This window comes from Kribbella sp. NPDC058245 (assembly GCF_042882005.1).
GTDB lineage: Bacteria > Actinomycetota > Actinomycetes > Propionibacteriales > Kribbellaceae > Kribbella.
Window position 1 is genome coordinate 106,731 of sequence record NZ_JBHVWY010000019.1, and the last position, 15,044, is coordinate 121,774.

Consider the following 15,044-nt stretch of genomic DNA (forward strand, 5'->3'; position numbering starts at 1 on the left):
GCTCCCGGGCGCGGTACGGCCTTTTCTCTGTGCAATTCCGTCCGGCAATTCGGCGCATTGTGGCAAATGACGAAGGATCGGTATGTCCAGATTTCGCTTGTCCTGGCTGAGCGTTCCGTTGCTTCTGCTGGCTGTCGCGCTGCCCACCGCGGCGCTCACGGGCCGCACGTTGCTCGATTGGCGCTATGCGGCCTGGGCCGAGACGACTCGGCTGATGGCGGCAGCGCTGATCGTCGTACTGCCGGTGGTGACGCTCGCGGTCCTCGGGTACGTCGCGCGCCGGAAGGCGGCGGGCGATTCGCCAACACGAGTCGTGCGAGCTGCGGCAGCAGCCGCGTTGGGTGGTTGGCTGCTAGGTCTCGTCCCCCTGCTGAGCTGGTCAGTCCGTACGGCGGGGGACTCGCCGTCCGTGCTCCTCGCGATCGTGCCGGCCGCGTGGGTCGTCGCGATCGCCACGGCGGTTGCTGTCGCCGTCCTGTCGTTCAGACCGGGCGTTGTGCTGGTGGTGGCCGGATTCGGCTGGGTTGTCGTCATCGGTGCAGTGCGCCTGGTTGGCGACGATTCCCGGTGGTTCCGGATCCCGCCGTTCGCCGGAATGTCCGAGCAACCGTCCGGTCAGGCCGGGTGGAACCCCTGGCTCGCTGTTGTGCGGCTGTTGGTTGCTGTGGTGATCACGGCGGTCGCGCTGGCCTGGCTGCATACAGACCGCTCCCGCCGTACGGCGGCTGTCTGGGCGCTCGCCGGCGTGGTGGTGGCGGCCGTCGCAGTCCCGCTGCAGACGGTGGTGGTGGCGACCCCGCAGGTCGTTTGTCAGGACGGTCGGGTGCGGGTCTGCCTGCTGACTGAGCACCGTCCCGATCTCCCGGCAGTTCGCGCGCAGGTCGAACGGGTGGCCGCAGCGGCCGGACCTGAGCTCTTTCCCTTCACGCTCGCGAGCGAGGTGGTTGCGAACAGCCCGACCTCGATCCAGTTGGCGGTCGGCACCAGCAGCAAAGGCTCGATCACGATGGATGTGGCGGGTCAGTTGGCTGCTTCGATTGCGCGGATCGACCGGTGTGCGCCGGTTGAGGACGGGCCGGCCGATCCGGCGTACCGGCTGGTGGCTTTCTGGTTCGTGGAGCAGGCGGGCGTTCCGGCGAGTGATTTCGTGGTGGATCCGGGGCTTCGGGGCCGGCTGGAAAGCTGGCGGAAGCATCCGGTGGAGACCACCGCGGCGTTGCGAGGGCTGACCGGGCGGCTGGACAGTTGCGGACTGACGATGGATGCCCTGAAGACGGTTGTCTGAGTCCGGGTGGGGACCAGACCACTGGGGTATGTGGGCTACCGATAGGCTGTGGCTGTACAGCGGCAGGGAACTCGTTTTGCTGACCGTGCAGACTTTGTGCTAGTTTTCACAAGCACCAGCAAAGAACTTTGACACCCTGACCCCGCCCACCCGACGACCTGGCCGCGAGACCATGTCGCCCGCAGGACGGAACCACCAGATGGCTTCCTCGGCTCACCCCCCGACGGATCACAGCACAAGAGGCGCCGGCCAGGTTACTCGGCACCCGGCGCTGGCAATGCTGCGCGGCGCATTGGTCGCGGCCCTCGTGGTCGGCATCAACGCCGCCGCGGTCTCGGCCGTCGCCGCCGGTCTCAAAGGCCTGTGGGGCGCGCTGCTGGGGATGCTGATGGTGATCGTCTTCTCCGGCCTGGGCCTGTTCGCGCTGCACCTTTCGCGGCACACCTCCCCACAGATGCAGCTCGGGATGGCGATGGCGTCGTACACGGGGCGGATCGCGATCTTCGGCGGTCTGCTGGCCCTGGCGATCAGCTCGGACAGCCTTGCCAGGCACGTGAATCTGACCGTGCTCGGCATCGTCGCGATGGTGGTCGTGCTGGGCTGGATGGCCGGCGAGATGTGGGCCTGGTCGCGGCTGCGGGTGCCGATCTACGACCTCGACAACGAGGTGAACCCATGACCACGCTGGGTAACGGTTTCCCTGCTGTGACTGAGGTCGCGGGTGCCGATGTGACCCGGCGTGTTGCGGGCTGGTACCTTTCGGGTGCCAATGAGCGAGCACAAGGATCCGAAGCCATCACCCCGCAATTCGGGCGACGGCTGGCGGGTCCTGTCCTACTTGATCGGCGGTGTCCTGGTCTACGGGGGCATCGGGTTCGGGCTGGATCGCTTGTTCGGCACCCAGTTCTTAGTACTGGTGGGCATCGTGCTCGGTGCCGGGCTCACCATCCTGCTGTTGAACTACCGGTACGGGTCGCGGTCCTGATCCCTTCGGGGAACAGTCCGATCCGCACCGGGTCTGACGTTGTTGACCGCCATGCCCTGAGCCGCCCTGCCCTTTGCCACAAGGCGTCCGACTTGAGCACGACGCGAGAGGAGACCCGGTGATCACCGGCGTTCCGACCGAGTTCACCCCGCCCGGTCCACAGAGTTTCGACACCCCACCGATCATCGATGGCGTGGACTGGTTCACCAAGCCCGTCCTGGTGGCCGCGCTGACCGTTGTCGTCATCATCTGGTTCTTCTGGGGTGCGTCCCGCAAGGCTGCGGTGGTGCCGAGCAAGCTGCAGTTCGCCGGCGAGCTGGGCTACAACTTCGTCCGCAACTCGATCGCGCGCGACGCGATCGGCAGCCAGGACTACATGAAGTTCGTGCCGTACCTGACCGGCCTGTTCTTCTTCATCCTGCTGAACAACGTGGCCGCGACGATCCCGCTGATCCAGTTCCCGACCTTCAGCCACATCGGCTGGGCGTACGTGGCAGCGATCATGAGCTGGGTCATCTACAACGCGGTCGGCATCAAGAAGAAGGGCCTCCTGGGCTACCTCAAGCACCAGACGATGCCCGCCGGCGTGCCGATCTGGCTGATGCCGCTGATGATCCCGATCGAGTTCATCTCGAACATCCTGGTCCGGCCGGTCTCGCTGAGCCTGCGGTTGTTCGCCAACATGTTCGCCGGTCACATCCTGCTGCTGGTGTTCGTCCTCGGCGGCGAGTACATGGTGTTCGAGTCCGGCAACCTCGCGCTCGGCGGCGTCGGCATCCTCACCTTCCTGATGGGCCTCGCGATCGCCGGGCTGGAGCTCTTCGTCCAGTGCATCCAGGCCTACATCTTCGTGGTGCTGACCGCGCAGTACATCGGCACGGCACTCGCCGACGAGCACTGATCCGTAGTACCCGCACCACCCACAGACCCGTAGTAAACGGAAACCCGGATAGCCCCTATCCGTACTGAAAGGAAACACCGGAACCATGGTTTCTCGACTGGCCCTTGAGATGGGCGGAAACATCGCGGTCCTCGGTTACGGCCTTGCGGCGATCGGCCCGGGCGTCGGCGTCGGCCTGATCTTCGCGGCCGTCATCAACGGCACCGCGCGTCAGCCGGAGGCTCAGAACAAGCTGCAGTCGATCGCGTGGATCGGCTTCGGCGTCACCGAGGTCCTCGCGATCATCGGTATCGCCCTGGCGTTCGTGTTCCAGAAGGCCTGACCCAAACCCCTGACTGACAGGATCACGACATGTTGACGTTGGTGCTACCGCTGGCTGAAGCAGCGGGCGAGGAAACCCCTAGCCCGTTGCTGCCGCACACCGCCGAGATCATCTTCGGTTTCGTCTTCCTGATCCTGCTGGCCATCGCCTTCGCCAAGGTCGTTGTTCCGAAGTTCGAGAAGGCGTACGCCGATCGGACCGCGGCGATCGAAGGCGGGATGAACGAGGCCAAGCAGGCCCAGGCCGAGGCGAAGGCGGCTTTGGAGAAGTACAACGCGCAGCTGGCCGAGGCCCGCTCGGAGGCTGCGAAGATCCGTGAGGACGCGCGTGAGCAGGGTGCGCAGATCATCGCGGAGATGCGCGAGCAGGCGAACGTCGAGGCCGAGCGGATCGTGACGCACGCGCGGACCCAGATCGACGCCGAGCGGACGCAGGCCGTCGCCTCGCTGCGCGGCGAGGTCGGCACGATGGCGACCACGCTGGCCGGTCGCATCGTCGGGGAGTCGCTGGAGGACGAGGCCCGGCAGCGCCGGACCGTCGAGCGCTTCCTGGCCGAGCTCGAGGCATCGGAGTCGGCGCGCCAGGCTGTCGGAACGGACGGCTGATGCGCGGCGCATCGAACCAGTCGCTCGCCAAGGCCCAGGAGGCCCTGGCGAGTGCCGCTGTCACCGAGGGGCTGGGGGCCGAGCTGTTCTCGGTCGCCCGGCTGCTGGACGGCACCGGCGCGCTGCGGCGCGCGCTGACCGATCCGGCTCGGGCCAAGGACCAGCGCACCGCGCTCGTCCAGCAGTTGTTCGGCGGCAAGATCTCCGCCCAGGCGCAGGAGATCCTGACCATCGCCGTGGCCGGTCGCTGGGTCAGCGGCCGCGACCTCGGCAACGCGCTGGACGAGCTGAGCGTCGAGGCCGAGGTGGCCTTCGCGGACAGCCGGCGCAAGCTGGACGACGTCGAGGACGAGCTGTTCCGGCTGGAGCGGATCGTCGTGGCCGAGCGGGGACTGAGCGACAAGCTCAGCGACCGCAACATCCCGGTCACCGCCCGGCAGGAACTGCTGGCCGGACTGCTGCGTGGCAAGGCCGACCCGGTCACGGTGCGGCTCGCCGAGCGGGCCGTCGACGGCCGTGGACGCAGCTTCGCCGCGTCCCTGCGGTCCTACCAGGTCGCGGCCGCGGCCCGGCGCAGCGCCAGCATCGCCACGGTCCGGGTCGCCAGCGACCTGTCCGAGGCGGAGCGCACGCGCCTGTCGCAGGCGCTCGGACGCCAGTACGGCCGGGACATCCAGCTGAACGTGATCGTCGACCCGAAGGTGATCGGCGGCGTGCGGGTGGACATCGGTGACGAAGTGATCGACGCAACCATCGCGGCCAGGCTCGACGAGGCGCAACGGCGCATCGCGGGCTGATCGCCCCCTTAACGACAGAACAGCGGCGCTAAGGGCGGCAAACCTTTAGAGCCACAACAGGCCAGCAAGGGTCAAGGAAGCAGGAAACACGAAATGGCTGAGCTCACGATCAGGCCGGAGGAGATCCGGGACGCCCTGGATCGGTTCGTCACCGACTACCAGCCGGCCGAGGCGGCCCGCGAAGAGGTCGGCACTGTTATCGACGCCGGTGACGGCATCGCGCACGTCGAGGGCCTGCCCTCGGCGATGACCAACGAGCTGCTCGAGTTCGAGGACGGCACCAAGGGCATCGCGCTGAACCTCGATGTCCGCGACATCGGTGTCGCCGTGCTCGGTGAGTTCGGCGGTATCGAGGAGGGCCAGCAGGTCCGCCGGACCGGCCAGGTCCTGTCCGTCCCGGTCGGCGACGGCTACCTCGGTCGCGTCGTGGACCCGCTGGGCGCCCCGATCGACGGCCTCGGCGAGATCGACGGCATCGACGGCACCCGCGCCCTGGAGCTCCAGGCCGCCGGCGTGATGGACCGCCAGGAGGTCCGCGAGCCGCTGCAGACCGGTATCAAGGCGATCGACGGCATGATCCCCGTCGGCCGTGGCCAGCGGCAGCTGATCATCGGCGACCGCAAGACCGGCAAGACCGCGATCGCGATCGACACGATCATCAACCAGAAGGCCAACTGGGAGTCCGGCGACCCGAAGAAGCAGGTTCGCTGCATCTACGTCGCCATCGGCCAGAAGGGCTCGACGATCGCCGCCGTCCGCGGCGCGCTCGAAGAGGCCGGCGCGATGGCGTACACCACCATCGTCGCCTCCCCGGCGTCCGACCCGGCCGGCTACAAGTACGTCGCTCCCTACACCGGCTCGGCCATCGGCCAGCACTGGATGTACCAGGGCAAGCACGTCCTGATCGTGTTCGACGACCTGAGCAAGCAGGCCGAGGCCTACCGCTCGATGTCGCTGCTGCTGCGCCGCCCGCCGGGCCGTGAGGCCTACCCGGGTGACGTCTTCTACCTGCACAGCCGGCTGCTCGAGCGCTGCGCGAAGCTGAGCGACGAGCTCGGCGCCGGTTCGATGACGGGCCTGCCGGTCATCGAGACCAAGGCGAACGACGTCTCGGCGTTCATCCCGACCAACGTCATCTCGATCACCGACGGCCAGATCTTCCTGCAGTCGGACCTGTTCAACGCCAACATCCGTCCCGCCATCGACGTCGGTATCTCGGTGTCGCGTGTTGGTGGCGCCGCGCAGGTCAAGGCGATGAAGAACGTCTCCGGCACGCTGAAGCTCGACCTCGCGCAGTTCCGCGCGATGGAGGCCTTCGCGATGTTCGCCTCCGACCTCGACGCCACCTCGCGCCGCCAGCTGGACCGTGGTCAGCGTCTGGTCGAGCTGCTTCGCCAGCCGCAGTACTCGCCGTACCCGGTCGAGGACCAGGTCGTCTCGATCTGGTCCGGTACCACCGGCAAGTTCGACGACGTGCCGGTCGCCGACGTACTGCGCTTCGAGCGCGAGTTCCTGGAGTACCTGCGCCGCGACGGCAAGGTGCTCGAGGGCATCCGTGAGTCGAACCTCTTCCCCGAGGACGCCCAGCAGGCCGTGACGGACGCGCTGGCCGCGTTCAAGCCGACCTTCCAGACCTCCGACGGGCAGCTGCTCGTGGGTCGCGAGGAGACCGAGGCGATGGCCGAAGAGGACGTCGAGCAGGAGCAGATCGTCCGGCAGAAGCGGGGCTGATCGTCCATGCCGGCAACCCAACGCGAGCTGAAGGATCGTCGTGACTCGGTCACGACGATCAAGAAGCTCACCCGTGCGATGGAGCTCATCGCGGCGTCCCGGATCGTCAAGGCGCAGCAACGCGCCCAGGCGGCCGGTCCGTACGCGCGTGAGCTCACCCGTGCCGTGTCGGCGGTGGCCACGTTCTCGAACGTCGACCACCCGCTGACCACGGAGAAGCCGAACCCGAAGCGTGCCGCGGTGCTGTTGATCACCTCGGACCGCGGCCAGGCCGGCGCCTACTCGTCCTCGGTCATCCGCGAGGGTGAGCGGCTGAACCAGATGCTCCGCGAGGACGACAAAGAGATCGTGCCGTACCTCAGCGGCCGCAAGGGGATCGCGTACTTCACCTTCCGGCAGCGCGAGGTCGCGCAGTCGTGGAGCGGCGATTCCGACGCGCCGTCGTTCGCCCGGGCCCGGGAGATCGCCGACGCCCTGATCGAGTCCTTCCTGACCCCGACCGAGGAGGGCGGCGTGGACGAGATCCACATCGTCTTCACCCGGTTCGTGTCGATGCTGACGCAGAAGCCGGACGTCATCCGGCTGCTGCCGCTGGAGGTCGTCGAGGGCGAAGAGGCTCCGGCCGCGGACGACGTACTGCCGCTGTACGAGTTCGAGCCGTCCGCCGAGGACGTGCTCGACGGGCTGCTGCCCAAGTACGTCGCCAGCCGGATCCACTACTGCATGCTGCAGGCGGCGGCCTCCGAGCTGGCCAGCCGGCAGCGGGCGATGAAGTCCGCGACGGACAACGCGCAGGATCTGATCGAACGACTGACCCGCGAGTACAACCAGGTGCGGCAGTCGGCCATTACCCAGGAAATCAGCGAGATCGTCGGTGGCGCCAACGCGCTGGCTGACGCCAACGCCGGGAGCGAGTGAGAGAGATGACAGCGACGGTTACCGAGAAAGACAACAGCGGCGCGGCTGGTGCCGTGGGCCGGGTTGCCCGGGTCATCGGCCCGGTCGTCGACATCGAGTTCCCCGCGGACGCGATGCCGGAGATGTACAACGCGCTCGAGGTGGACATCACCTTGGCCGAGGTCACCACGACGATCACCCTCGAGGTTGCGCTGCACGTCGGCGACAACATCGTCCGGGCAATCTCGATGAAGCCCACCGACGGTCTGGTCCGGGGCGCCGAGGTGCGCGACACCGGTGCCGCGATCTCCGTCCCGGTCGGCGACGTCACCAAGGGCCGCGTGTGGTCGGTGACCGGCAAGTGCCTGAACCAGGACGAGTCCGAGTTCGAGATCACCGAGCGCTGGCCGATCCACCGCAAGGCGCCGGCCTTCGACCAGCTCGAGTCCAAGACCGAGATGCTCGAGACCGGTATCAAGGTGCTCGACCTGCTCACCCCGTACGTCCAGGGTGGCAAGATCGGCCTGTTCGGCGGTGCGGGTGTCGGCAAGACGGTCATGATCCAGGAAATGATCTACCGGATCGCCCACAACTTCGGTGGTACGTCGGTCTTCGCCGGTGTCGGTGAGCGGACCCGTGAGGGCAACGACCTGATCCACGAGATGGAAGACGCGGGCGTGTTCAAGGACACCGCGCTCGTCTTCGGCCAGATGGACGAGCCGCCGGGCACGCGTCTTCGCGTCGCGCTGTCGGCCCTCACGATGGCGGAGTACTTCCGCGACGTGAAGGAGCAGGACGTGCTGCTCTTCATCGACAACATCTTCCGCTTCACGCAGGCCGGTTCCGAGGTCTCCACGCTGCTCGGCCGGATGCCGAGCGCCGTGGGTTACCAGCCGAACCTGGCCGACGAGATGGGCGTTCTGCAGGAGCGGATCACCTCGACGCGTGGTCACTCGATCACCTCGATGCAGGCGATCTACGTGCCCGCCGACGACTACACCGACCCGGCGCCGGCCACCACGTTCGCGCACCTGGACGCGACCACCGAGCTTTCGCGGGTGATCGCGTCGCGTGGTCTGTACCCGGCCGTCGACCCGCTGACCTCCACGTCGCGGATCCTCGACCCGCAGTACATCGGCCAGGAGCACTACGACGTGGCCGTCCGGGTGAAGCAGATCCTGCAGAAGAACAAGGAACTGCAGGACATCATCGCCATCCTCGGTGTCGACGAGCTCTCCGAAGAGGACAAGATCACCGTCGCCCGCGCGCGCCGGATCGAGCAGTTCCTCTCGCAGAACACCTACATGGCGGAGAAGTTCACCAACACGCCGGGTTCGACGGTGCCGCTGAAGGACACCATCGAGTCGTTCAAGAAGATCGCGGACGGCGAGTGCGACCACATCGCCGAGCAGGCCTTCTTCAACGTCGGTTCGCTCGACGACGTCGAGCGGCGTTGGGCCGAACTCCAGAAGGAGCTGTAAATGGCTGAGGACAGCGGCAAGCACCTCGAGGTCGCGCTGGTCGCGGCCGAGCGGGTGGTCTGGGAGGGGCAGGCGACGATCGTCATCGCCCGCACCACCGACGGCGACGTCGGTATCCTCCCGGGCCATGCCCCGCTGCTGGGTCTGCTGCAGGGTGGCACCGTCCAGGTGCGGACCGTCGACGGGGAGTTCCTCGTCGCGGCCGCCCCGGACGGCTTCATCTCGGTGGCGAACGACCGGGTCTCGATCCTGGCCGAGAACGCCGAGCTGGGTCACGACATCGACCTGGAGGACGCTCGTCGCGAGCTCGAGCAGGCGCTCGCGACCGGCACCGCCAGTGAGTCCGACGCCGACGAGGTCCGGGCCGCGGAGGCCCGGGTCCGGGCCGCCGAAACAGCATCCTGAAGTACCGCGGGTGGGGTGGGGCCGATCACGGCTCCACCCCACCTGTCATAATCGAAGAACGTCACTGACAGTACGGGTTCTCCGGCGGTGCCGGGACGCACAGGCACCGGAAATGGGGTCGGCAGGGTATGGGAACAGTCCTCGATGTCGTCGGGGTCTGTTTGGCTGCCGCCGTCCTGTTCGTCATCGCTTTCGCGTGCCGTCGTCGCTGGTTGACCAGGGACGGCGGCACGTTCGATTGCAGCCTGCAGTTGGCCGAGAAGGACCACGGCCGCGGCTGGGCCCTCGGCCTGGCTCGTTACGTCGGTGACGACCTGCAGTGGTTCCGCGTCTTCAGCCTCGCCTGGTGGCCCAAGCTCACCGTCAACCGCCGCCAGCTCGAAGGCATCAAGACCCGCCGCCCGATGGGCAACGAGCCCCTGGTCACGTACGCCGGCCACGTCATCGTCGACGCCGAGCTCCGTGACCGCACCGTCCACTTCGCGATGACCGAAGAAGCCCTCACCGGCGTCCTCGCCTGGATGGAATCCGCACCCCCCAGCACCCAGACCTACCTCTGACTGCTAGCTGGCGCACGTGATGCAGGTGCGCGCCGCCGGGCGCGCAAGCAGCCGCTCCGGCGAGATCGACGCGCCGCAGCGTTCGCACCGCCCGTAGGTACCGTCATCCAGCCGCTCCAAAGCGGCCTCGACATCAGCCAGGTGGGCAGCGGCGGACGCGAGCAGTGAGCTGGTCTGAGAGCGCTCGAAGGCGATGGTGGCGCCCTCAGGATCATGCTCGTCGTCGGTTGCGGTGAGGCGACTGGCCTCGACGATCGTGCTGACGTTCTGCTTCAGCGACCCGATCAGCTCACGGGTACGCTCACGGTCAGCCGCGAGGAGCCCGCGGACTTCGGTCAGGTCAGCTGCCACCCATCCAGCCTGCCACCTCGCACAACATCCCAGTGCAGCTTCGCCCAGCCACGCAACGTCCGAAAACACGCCGACGACGCACTGCGAACCTTCGGAGGCTGGCGTGAAAATCGGTGGACACGGATGTGACGATGCAAGGCATGTACGCGTTTTTCTTTCCGGCGGCCTGACGAGCCGCCGGTTCGGTTGAGGCCTTTGGCCCGAGAGCCGGTGATGCGGGACTGACCGTCTGGTCACTCCCGATTGCTCACCGGGAGAAAACGCATGCCCTTGGTGCTTGTGCGCACTGTGTCGGGGTCGGAAGGTCTGGCGGCTGAGGAGATCGCTGCCAGGGGACATCGCGTGGTCGATGTGTCGAAGAGACAGTTGATCGTTGAGGCCACGGACGAGCTGGTACGACGGCCGCCGCGGTTGGCGGACGACGTGTTCCTGGTCCAGGACGCCGTACCGGATCCGGGGCGGACGAAGGACAGTCTGCGGTCGGTGTCGTTGACGGCTAAGGCGGTGGGGCCGTTTGCGGTGTCGGCGTCGTTCGTTGGCGAACGGAACTTCAATCGGTACGACGTTGAGGATCACGTGGGCGCGGTCCTGGGTGGGGAGTACCACTCGCGCCGGGGTGGGGCTCGTCCGCCGGCTCAGCGATCCGAGTGGCGCGTGGTGCTCGACGGCAAGACCATGTGGGTCGGAGTACGCCCGTACGACGTACCGCTGCACCGCCGCGCGTGGAGACAGCGGACCGTCGTCGGCAGCCTGCATCCACCAGTGGCTGCGGCCATGGCTCGGCTGGCACGCATCGAGCCGGGCATGCGAGTGCTGGACCCGTTCTGTGGTGCCGGAACCCTGCTGGTGGAAGCACACGAGCTGCAGCCGACAGCGTCGTACCGGGGGATCGACCGGCGTGCTGAGGCGGTTGCGGCCACGCGGGCGAACTCGACCGCCGTACAGGTCCAGCTGGGAGATGCGGCGCGGGTGAGCGGCCCGGTGGATCGCATCATCACGAATCCACCGTGGGGCGTGCGACTAGCGGTCGGCGACCTCACGCCGTACTTGCGCGCCTGGCGACAGGTGCTGGCACCGGACGGACTGGTGGTCGCTTTGCTCAGCCAGGAGCAGGCAGCACTGCTGGGAACGGGCTGGACGGTGCAGGCGGCGTACGACATCAGTGTGGCCGGGCAGCACCCGCGGATCGTCGTACTGACGCCGCAACGCATTTAGGTTGCAGCGTGCTGTGACCGAGGTCACCATGGGACGCAAGGTCAAGGGGGAGTCGGATGAGCACGTCCGGTGAGGGCAAGACACTGATTCAGTCCGTCGATCCGAGGCGGCTGGCCGGCTCGGCGATCGTGGGCACGCTGACGTTGGAGGCGATCCTGCTGTTCTCGGCAGGCGCCACCAACGCGTTCACGGCGCGGCAGGTGCCCAGTCACGTGCTGGCGGTGATTGTGGGGACGCTCGGCGGCTGGATCTTCGAGCTGTTCCGCCAGCTGCTCACCGCCACGTCGAACTCGCTCAACGAGCTCGGCCGACTCAACGCGAGCCTTGGTGCGTTGACCGAGCGCATCGACTACCAGGAGACCGCTCTGGGCATGCTGACCAGCTGCCCGCGCCACAACGACGCACTGTCCAAGCTGATCCGCTCCTCGATGAGCGACAACTTCCGGAACATCCCGTACGTCGGTCCGGCCGCGTACCTCGGTTATCTGCGCAGTGCGATCGAGCACTCGGACGGGTACGAGGGGATCCAGCGGAACACGCTGCGCTGGTACAAGGAGGAGCGCGGGGCGACGGCGTACCTGATGGAGCTCAAGAGCAAGCGGATGAAGTTCAAGACGCGGCTGTTCGTGATCGACGACGACCAGGCGGAGCAGATGGAGAGCGATCTGGCCGATGAGGAGCTGCTCGCGTACTACTGGGAGCACACCGGTGACGTCGCCAGCTACTGGATCACCGTCTCGGACTACCGGCGCAACTACCCCTCACTGATCATTCCGCGCGACTTCGCCCTCTACGACAAGACGCTGCTGATCACGTACGACGAGGGCAAGCAGATCCTCGGCTTCGACGTACTGGATCCGGGGCATTCGCCGCAGGGGCAGATCTTCCGCACGCTGTACGAGCTGACCCGGCACGAGGACGCCGCCTTCCGCCGCGTCCCGGCGCTCCGGAGCGCCGCCTGAGCCGCTGCCGGTCTGCTTGGCGGGCGTGAGGGACAATGGGCAGTGATGACGCTGACCGAGAAGTTGCCGGAGACCGCTGAGCCCGACGCGCTGTACGACGCGTTCGCCACCTGGGTGGGGGAGCAGGGGATCTCGCTGTACCCGGCGCAGGAGGAGGCGGTCATCGAGGTGATGACGGGATCGAACGTGATCCTGTCCACCCCGACCGGGTCCGGCAAGAGCCTGGTGGCGACCGGCGCCCACTTCGCGGCGCTCGCCCACGGCGTGCGGACCTTCTACACCGCGCCGATCAAGGCGCTGGTGTCGGAGAAGTTCTTCGCGCTGTGCGACATCTTCGGCGCGGACAAGGTCGGCATGCTGACCGGCGACGCCTCGGTGAACGCGGGCGCCCCGATCATCTGCTGTACGGCGGAGGTCCTGGCCAACGTCGCGTTGCGTGAAGGAGCCGCGGCCGATGTCGGCCAGGTGGTGATGGACGAGTTCCATTTCTACTCCGAGCCCGACCGCGGCTGGGCCTGGCAGGTGCCGTTGCTGGAGCTGCCCAATGCGCAGTTCGTGCTGATGTCGGCGACGCTCGGCGATGTCGAACGGTTCAAGATCGACCTGTCCCGCCGTACCGGCAAGCCAACCGCGATCATCTCGTCGGGCGAGCGCCCGGTCCCGCTGGTCTACAAGTACGTCACCACGCCGCTGCACGAGACGCTGCAAGAGCTCCTGGTGACCAACCAGGCGCCCGTGTACGTCGTGCACTTCACGCAGGCGTCGGCGCTGGAACGCGCGCAAGCGCTGACCAGCATCAACGTCTGCACGAAGGAAGAGAAGGACAAGATCAAGGAGCTGATCGGACACTTCCGATTCAGTTCCGGGTTCGGCAAGACACTGCAGCGGTTGATCATGCACGGGATCGGCGTCCACCACGCCGGCATGCTGCCGAAGTACCGGCGGTTGGTCGAGCAGCTCGCGCAGGCCGGATTGCTGAAGGTCATCTGCGGTACTGACACGCTCGGCGTCGGTATCAACGTTCCGATCCGGACCGTGTTGCTGACCGCGTTGAGCAAGTACGACGGTCGCCGGCAGCGCATCCTCAAGGCGCGTGAGTTCCACCAGATCGCGGGTCGCGCGGGTCGGGCGGGATACGACACTTCGGGGACAGTCGTCGTACAGGCGCCTGATCATGTCGTGGAGAACGTCCGACTGATGGCGAAGGCCGGTGACGACCCGAAGAAGCAGCGGCGCGTCCAGCGCAAGAAGCCGCCGGAGGGTTTCGTCACCTGGGGCGAGGACACCTTCGACCGGCTCGTCGTCGCCGAACCTGAACCGCTGCAGTCGCGGATGCGGGTCAACCACGCCATGCTCCTGAACGTGATCGCCCGCGACGGCGACGCGTTCGCCAGCATGCGGCACCTGCTGCAGGACAACCACGAGGACGCGAGGTCGCAGAGGCACCTGATCCGCCGGGCGATCCAGATCTACCGCACGCTGCTGACGGCTGGTGTGGTCGAGCGGCTCCCGGAGCCCGACGAGTTCGGCCGGTACCTACGACTGACCGTCGATCTGCAGAAGGACTTCTCGCTCAACCAGCCGCTGTCGACGTTCGCGCTGGCCGCGCTCGACCTGCTCGACCCCGAGGATCCGTTGTATGCCTTGGATGTGGTGTCCGTGGTCGAGGCGACGCTCGAGGACCCGCGCGCGATCCTGATGGCGCAACTGCATCACGCCAAGGGCGAGGCCGTGCAGGGCATGAAGGCCGACGGCATCGAGTACGACGAGCGGATGGAACTGCTCGAGGAGATCAGCTGGCCGAAGCCGCTCCAAGAGTTGCTTGAGGCAACTTTGGACATCTACCGCCAGACCCACCCCTGGATCGCCGAGGCCGGCCTGTCGCCGAAGTCCGTGATCAGGGACATGTTCGAGCGGGCGATGACGTTCGGTGAGTACATCCAGTACTACGGTCTTGCACGCTCCGAAGGCATTGTCCTGCGCTACCTCAGCGACGCCTACAAGGCACTGCGCCAGACGGTCCCGCCGGACAAGGCGAACGAGGACCTCACCGACCTGATCGAATGGCTCGGCGAAGTCGTTCGCCAGACCGACTCCAGCCTCCTCGACGAATGGGAAGAACTCACCAACCCAGTCACCGCCGAGGTCGAGGTCACCCCTCAGGGCCCGCGCCGGATCACCCTCAACACCCGAGCCTTCCGAGTCCTCGTCCGCAACGCCATGTTCCGCCGCGTCGAGCTCGTCGCCCGCCACCGCTGGGCCGAACTAGGCCAACTGGACACCGACTCCGGCTGGGACGCCGCCCGCTGGGCCGAAGCCGGTACGGCGTACTACGCCGAACACGAGGTATTGAACACCGGCCCGGCCGCCCGCGGTCCGGCGCTCTTCATGGTCGAGGAGCACCCCGGCTACTGGGAAGTCCAGCAGATCATCGACGACCCCGAAGGCAACCACGACTGGCGCATCAGCGCCTCCGTAGACCTGGCCGCCTCCGACGAAGCCGCCGACCTAGCCCTAGAAATGGTCTCCTTCAAACCCCTCTAACCA

The 15,044-nt window shown here is 66.9% G+C and carries 16 protein-coding genes; 15 read left to right on the forward strand and 1 reads right to left on the reverse strand.

What is annotated here, in order from left to right; all coding sequences use genetic code 11:
* The first annotated feature begins 82 nt into the window (after positions 1-82).
* The 12 genes from ACFVWG_RS35150 to ACFVWG_RS35205 all read left to right on the forward strand — a co-directional run bounded on the left by ACFVWG_RS35150 (position 83) and on the right by ACFVWG_RS35205 (position 9,969).
* The gene (locus ACFVWG_RS35150; protein WP_391547791.1) at positions 83-1,285 is read left to right on the forward strand and encodes a hypothetical protein; all 1,203 of its coding nucleotides are present in this window, start codon (positions 83-85) and stop codon (positions 1,283-1,285) included.
* 277 nt (positions 1,286-1,562) lie between these two features.
* The gene (locus tag ACFVWG_RS35155; RefSeq protein WP_391547792.1) at positions 1,563-1,964 is read left to right on the forward strand and encodes a hypothetical protein; all 402 of its coding nucleotides are present in this window, start codon (positions 1,563-1,565) and stop codon (positions 1,962-1,964) included.
* Positions 1,965-2,054: 90 nt separating this feature from the next.
* The gene (locus ACFVWG_RS35160) at positions 2,055-2,270 is read left to right on the forward strand and encodes a hypothetical protein (RefSeq protein WP_391547793.1); all 216 of its coding nucleotides are present in this window, start codon (positions 2,055-2,057) and stop codon (positions 2,268-2,270) included.
* Positions 2,271-2,388: 118 nt separating this feature from the next.
* Positions 2,389-3,171, forward strand: coding sequence for a F0F1 ATP synthase subunit A (gene atpB / locus ACFVWG_RS35165; protein ID WP_391547794.1), 783 nt, complete (start codon positions 2,389-2,391; stop codon positions 3,169-3,171).
* An 85-nt stretch (positions 3,172-3,256) separates the two neighbouring features.
* A complete protein-coding gene (atpE, locus tag ACFVWG_RS35170) occupies positions 3,257-3,493 on the forward strand; it encodes an ATP synthase F0 subunit C (protein ID WP_355468159.1) in 237 nt (78 codons plus the stop codon).
* Between the two features lie 29 nt (positions 3,494-3,522).
* The gene (locus tag ACFVWG_RS35175) at positions 3,523-4,098 is read left to right on the forward strand and encodes a F0F1 ATP synthase subunit B (protein WP_391547795.1); all 576 of its coding nucleotides are present in this window, start codon (positions 3,523-3,525) and stop codon (positions 4,096-4,098) included.
* Positions 4,098-4,895: a F0F1 ATP synthase subunit delta gene (locus ACFVWG_RS35180; protein ID WP_391547796.1), complete on the forward strand. Its 798-nt coding sequence runs from the start codon at positions 4,098-4,100 to the stop codon at positions 4,893-4,895. Before ACFVWG_RS35175 ends, ACFVWG_RS35180 begins: the two co-directional genes overlap by 1 nt.
* A 93-nt stretch (positions 4,896-4,988) precedes the next feature.
* Positions 4,989-6,626, forward strand: coding sequence for a F0F1 ATP synthase subunit alpha (gene atpA, locus ACFVWG_RS35185; RefSeq protein ID WP_391547797.1), 1,638 nt, complete (start codon positions 4,989-4,991; stop codon positions 6,624-6,626).
* Positions 6,627-6,632: 6 nt separating this feature from the next.
* Positions 6,633-7,544, forward strand: a complete 912-nt coding sequence (locus ACFVWG_RS35190) for a F0F1 ATP synthase subunit gamma (RefSeq protein ID WP_391547798.1) — start codon at positions 6,633-6,635, stop codon at positions 7,542-7,544.
* A gap of 5 nt (positions 7,545-7,549) precedes the next feature.
* Positions 7,550-9,004 (forward strand): F0F1 ATP synthase subunit beta, encoded by a 1,455-nt coding sequence (gene atpD / locus ACFVWG_RS35195; protein ID WP_391547799.1) that lies wholly within the window; start codon positions 7,550-7,552, stop codon positions 9,002-9,004.
* Entirely contained in the window at positions 9,005-9,409 is a 405-nt protein-coding gene (locus ACFVWG_RS35200) for a F0F1 ATP synthase subunit epsilon (protein WP_391547800.1), read from the forward strand. It abuts the gene before it with no gap.
* Between the two features lie 128 nt (positions 9,410-9,537).
* The gene (locus ACFVWG_RS35205; RefSeq protein WP_391547801.1) at positions 9,538-9,969 is read left to right on the forward strand and encodes a DUF2550 domain-containing protein; all 432 of its coding nucleotides are present in this window, start codon (positions 9,538-9,540) and stop codon (positions 9,967-9,969) included.
* Positions 9,970-9,972: 3 nt separating this feature from the next.
* Here the strand turns inward: ACFVWG_RS35205 and ACFVWG_RS35210 are convergent, their stop codons facing one another.
* The gene (locus ACFVWG_RS35210; protein ID WP_391547802.1) at positions 9,973-10,320 is read right to left on the reverse strand and encodes a TraR/DksA family transcriptional regulator; all 348 of its coding nucleotides are present in this window, start codon (positions 10,318-10,320) and stop codon (positions 9,973-9,975) included.
* 264 nt (positions 10,321-10,584) lie between these two features.
* Here ACFVWG_RS35210 and ACFVWG_RS35215 point away from each other — a divergent pair, with 264 nt between their 5' ends.
* From ACFVWG_RS35215 to ACFVWG_RS35225, 3 genes are read left to right on the forward strand one after another with little or no spacing between them, the layout of a single operon-like run.
* On the forward strand, positions 10,585-11,535 hold the full coding sequence (locus tag ACFVWG_RS35215; protein WP_391547803.1) for a TRM11 family SAM-dependent methyltransferase: 951 nt from the start codon (positions 10,585-10,587) through the stop codon (positions 11,533-11,535).
* A 56-nt stretch (positions 11,536-11,591) separates the two neighbouring features.
* Positions 11,592-12,497 carry a hypothetical protein gene (locus tag ACFVWG_RS35220; RefSeq protein WP_391547804.1) on the forward strand — a complete coding sequence of 302 codons (906 nt, stop codon included), beginning with the start codon at positions 11,592-11,594 and terminating at the stop codon, positions 12,495-12,497.
* A gap of 45 nt (positions 12,498-12,542) precedes the next feature.
* Positions 12,543-15,041, forward strand: a complete 2,499-nt coding sequence (locus tag ACFVWG_RS35225) for a DEAD/DEAH box helicase (protein WP_391547805.1) — start codon at positions 12,543-12,545, stop codon at positions 15,039-15,041.
* The last annotated feature ends 3 nt before the right edge of the window (positions 15,042-15,044 follow it).

Excerpts from the sequence above, each read along its gene's own strand:
- ACFVWG_RS35150 (WP_391547791.1), top strand. The coding sequence starts at position 83 with ATGTCCAGATTTCGCTTGTCCTGGCTGAGCGTTCCGTTGCTTCTGCTG.
- ACFVWG_RS35155 (WP_391547792.1), top strand. The coding sequence starts at position 1,563 with ATGCTGCGCGGCGCATTGGTCGCGGCCCTCGTGGTCGGCATCAACGCC.
- ACFVWG_RS35160 (WP_391547793.1), top strand. The coding sequence starts at position 2,055 with ATGAGCGAGCACAAGGATCCGAAGCCATCACCCCGCAATTCGGGCGAC.
- atpE (WP_355468159.1), top strand. The coding sequence starts at position 3,257 with ATGGTTTCTCGACTGGCCCTTGAGATGGGCGGAAACATCGCGGTCCTC.
- ACFVWG_RS35175 (WP_391547795.1), top strand. The coding sequence starts at position 3,523 with ATGTTGACGTTGGTGCTACCGCTGGCTGAAGCAGCGGGCGAGGAAACC.
- ACFVWG_RS35180 (WP_391547796.1), top strand. The coding sequence starts at position 4,098 with ATGCGCGGCGCATCGAACCAGTCGCTCGCCAAGGCCCAGGAGGCCCTG.
- atpA (WP_391547797.1), top strand. The coding sequence starts at position 4,989 with ATGGCTGAGCTCACGATCAGGCCGGAGGAGATCCGGGACGCCCTGGAT.
- ACFVWG_RS35190 (WP_391547798.1), top strand. The coding sequence starts at position 6,633 with ATGCCGGCAACCCAACGCGAGCTGAAGGATCGTCGTGACTCGGTCACG.
- atpD (WP_391547799.1), top strand. The coding sequence starts at position 7,550 with ATGACAGCGACGGTTACCGAGAAAGACAACAGCGGCGCGGCTGGTGCC.
- ACFVWG_RS35200 (WP_391547800.1), top strand. The coding sequence starts at position 9,005 with ATGGCTGAGGACAGCGGCAAGCACCTCGAGGTCGCGCTGGTCGCGGCC.
- ACFVWG_RS35205 (WP_391547801.1), top strand. The coding sequence starts at position 9,538 with ATGGGAACAGTCCTCGATGTCGTCGGGGTCTGTTTGGCTGCCGCCGTC.
- ACFVWG_RS35215 (WP_391547803.1), top strand. The coding sequence starts at position 10,585 with ATGCCCTTGGTGCTTGTGCGCACTGTGTCGGGGTCGGAAGGTCTGGCG.
- ACFVWG_RS35220 (WP_391547804.1), top strand. The coding sequence starts at position 11,592 with ATGAGCACGTCCGGTGAGGGCAAGACACTGATTCAGTCCGTCGATCCG.
- ACFVWG_RS35225 (WP_391547805.1), top strand. The coding sequence starts at position 12,543 with ATGACGCTGACCGAGAAGTTGCCGGAGACCGCTGAGCCCGACGCGCTG.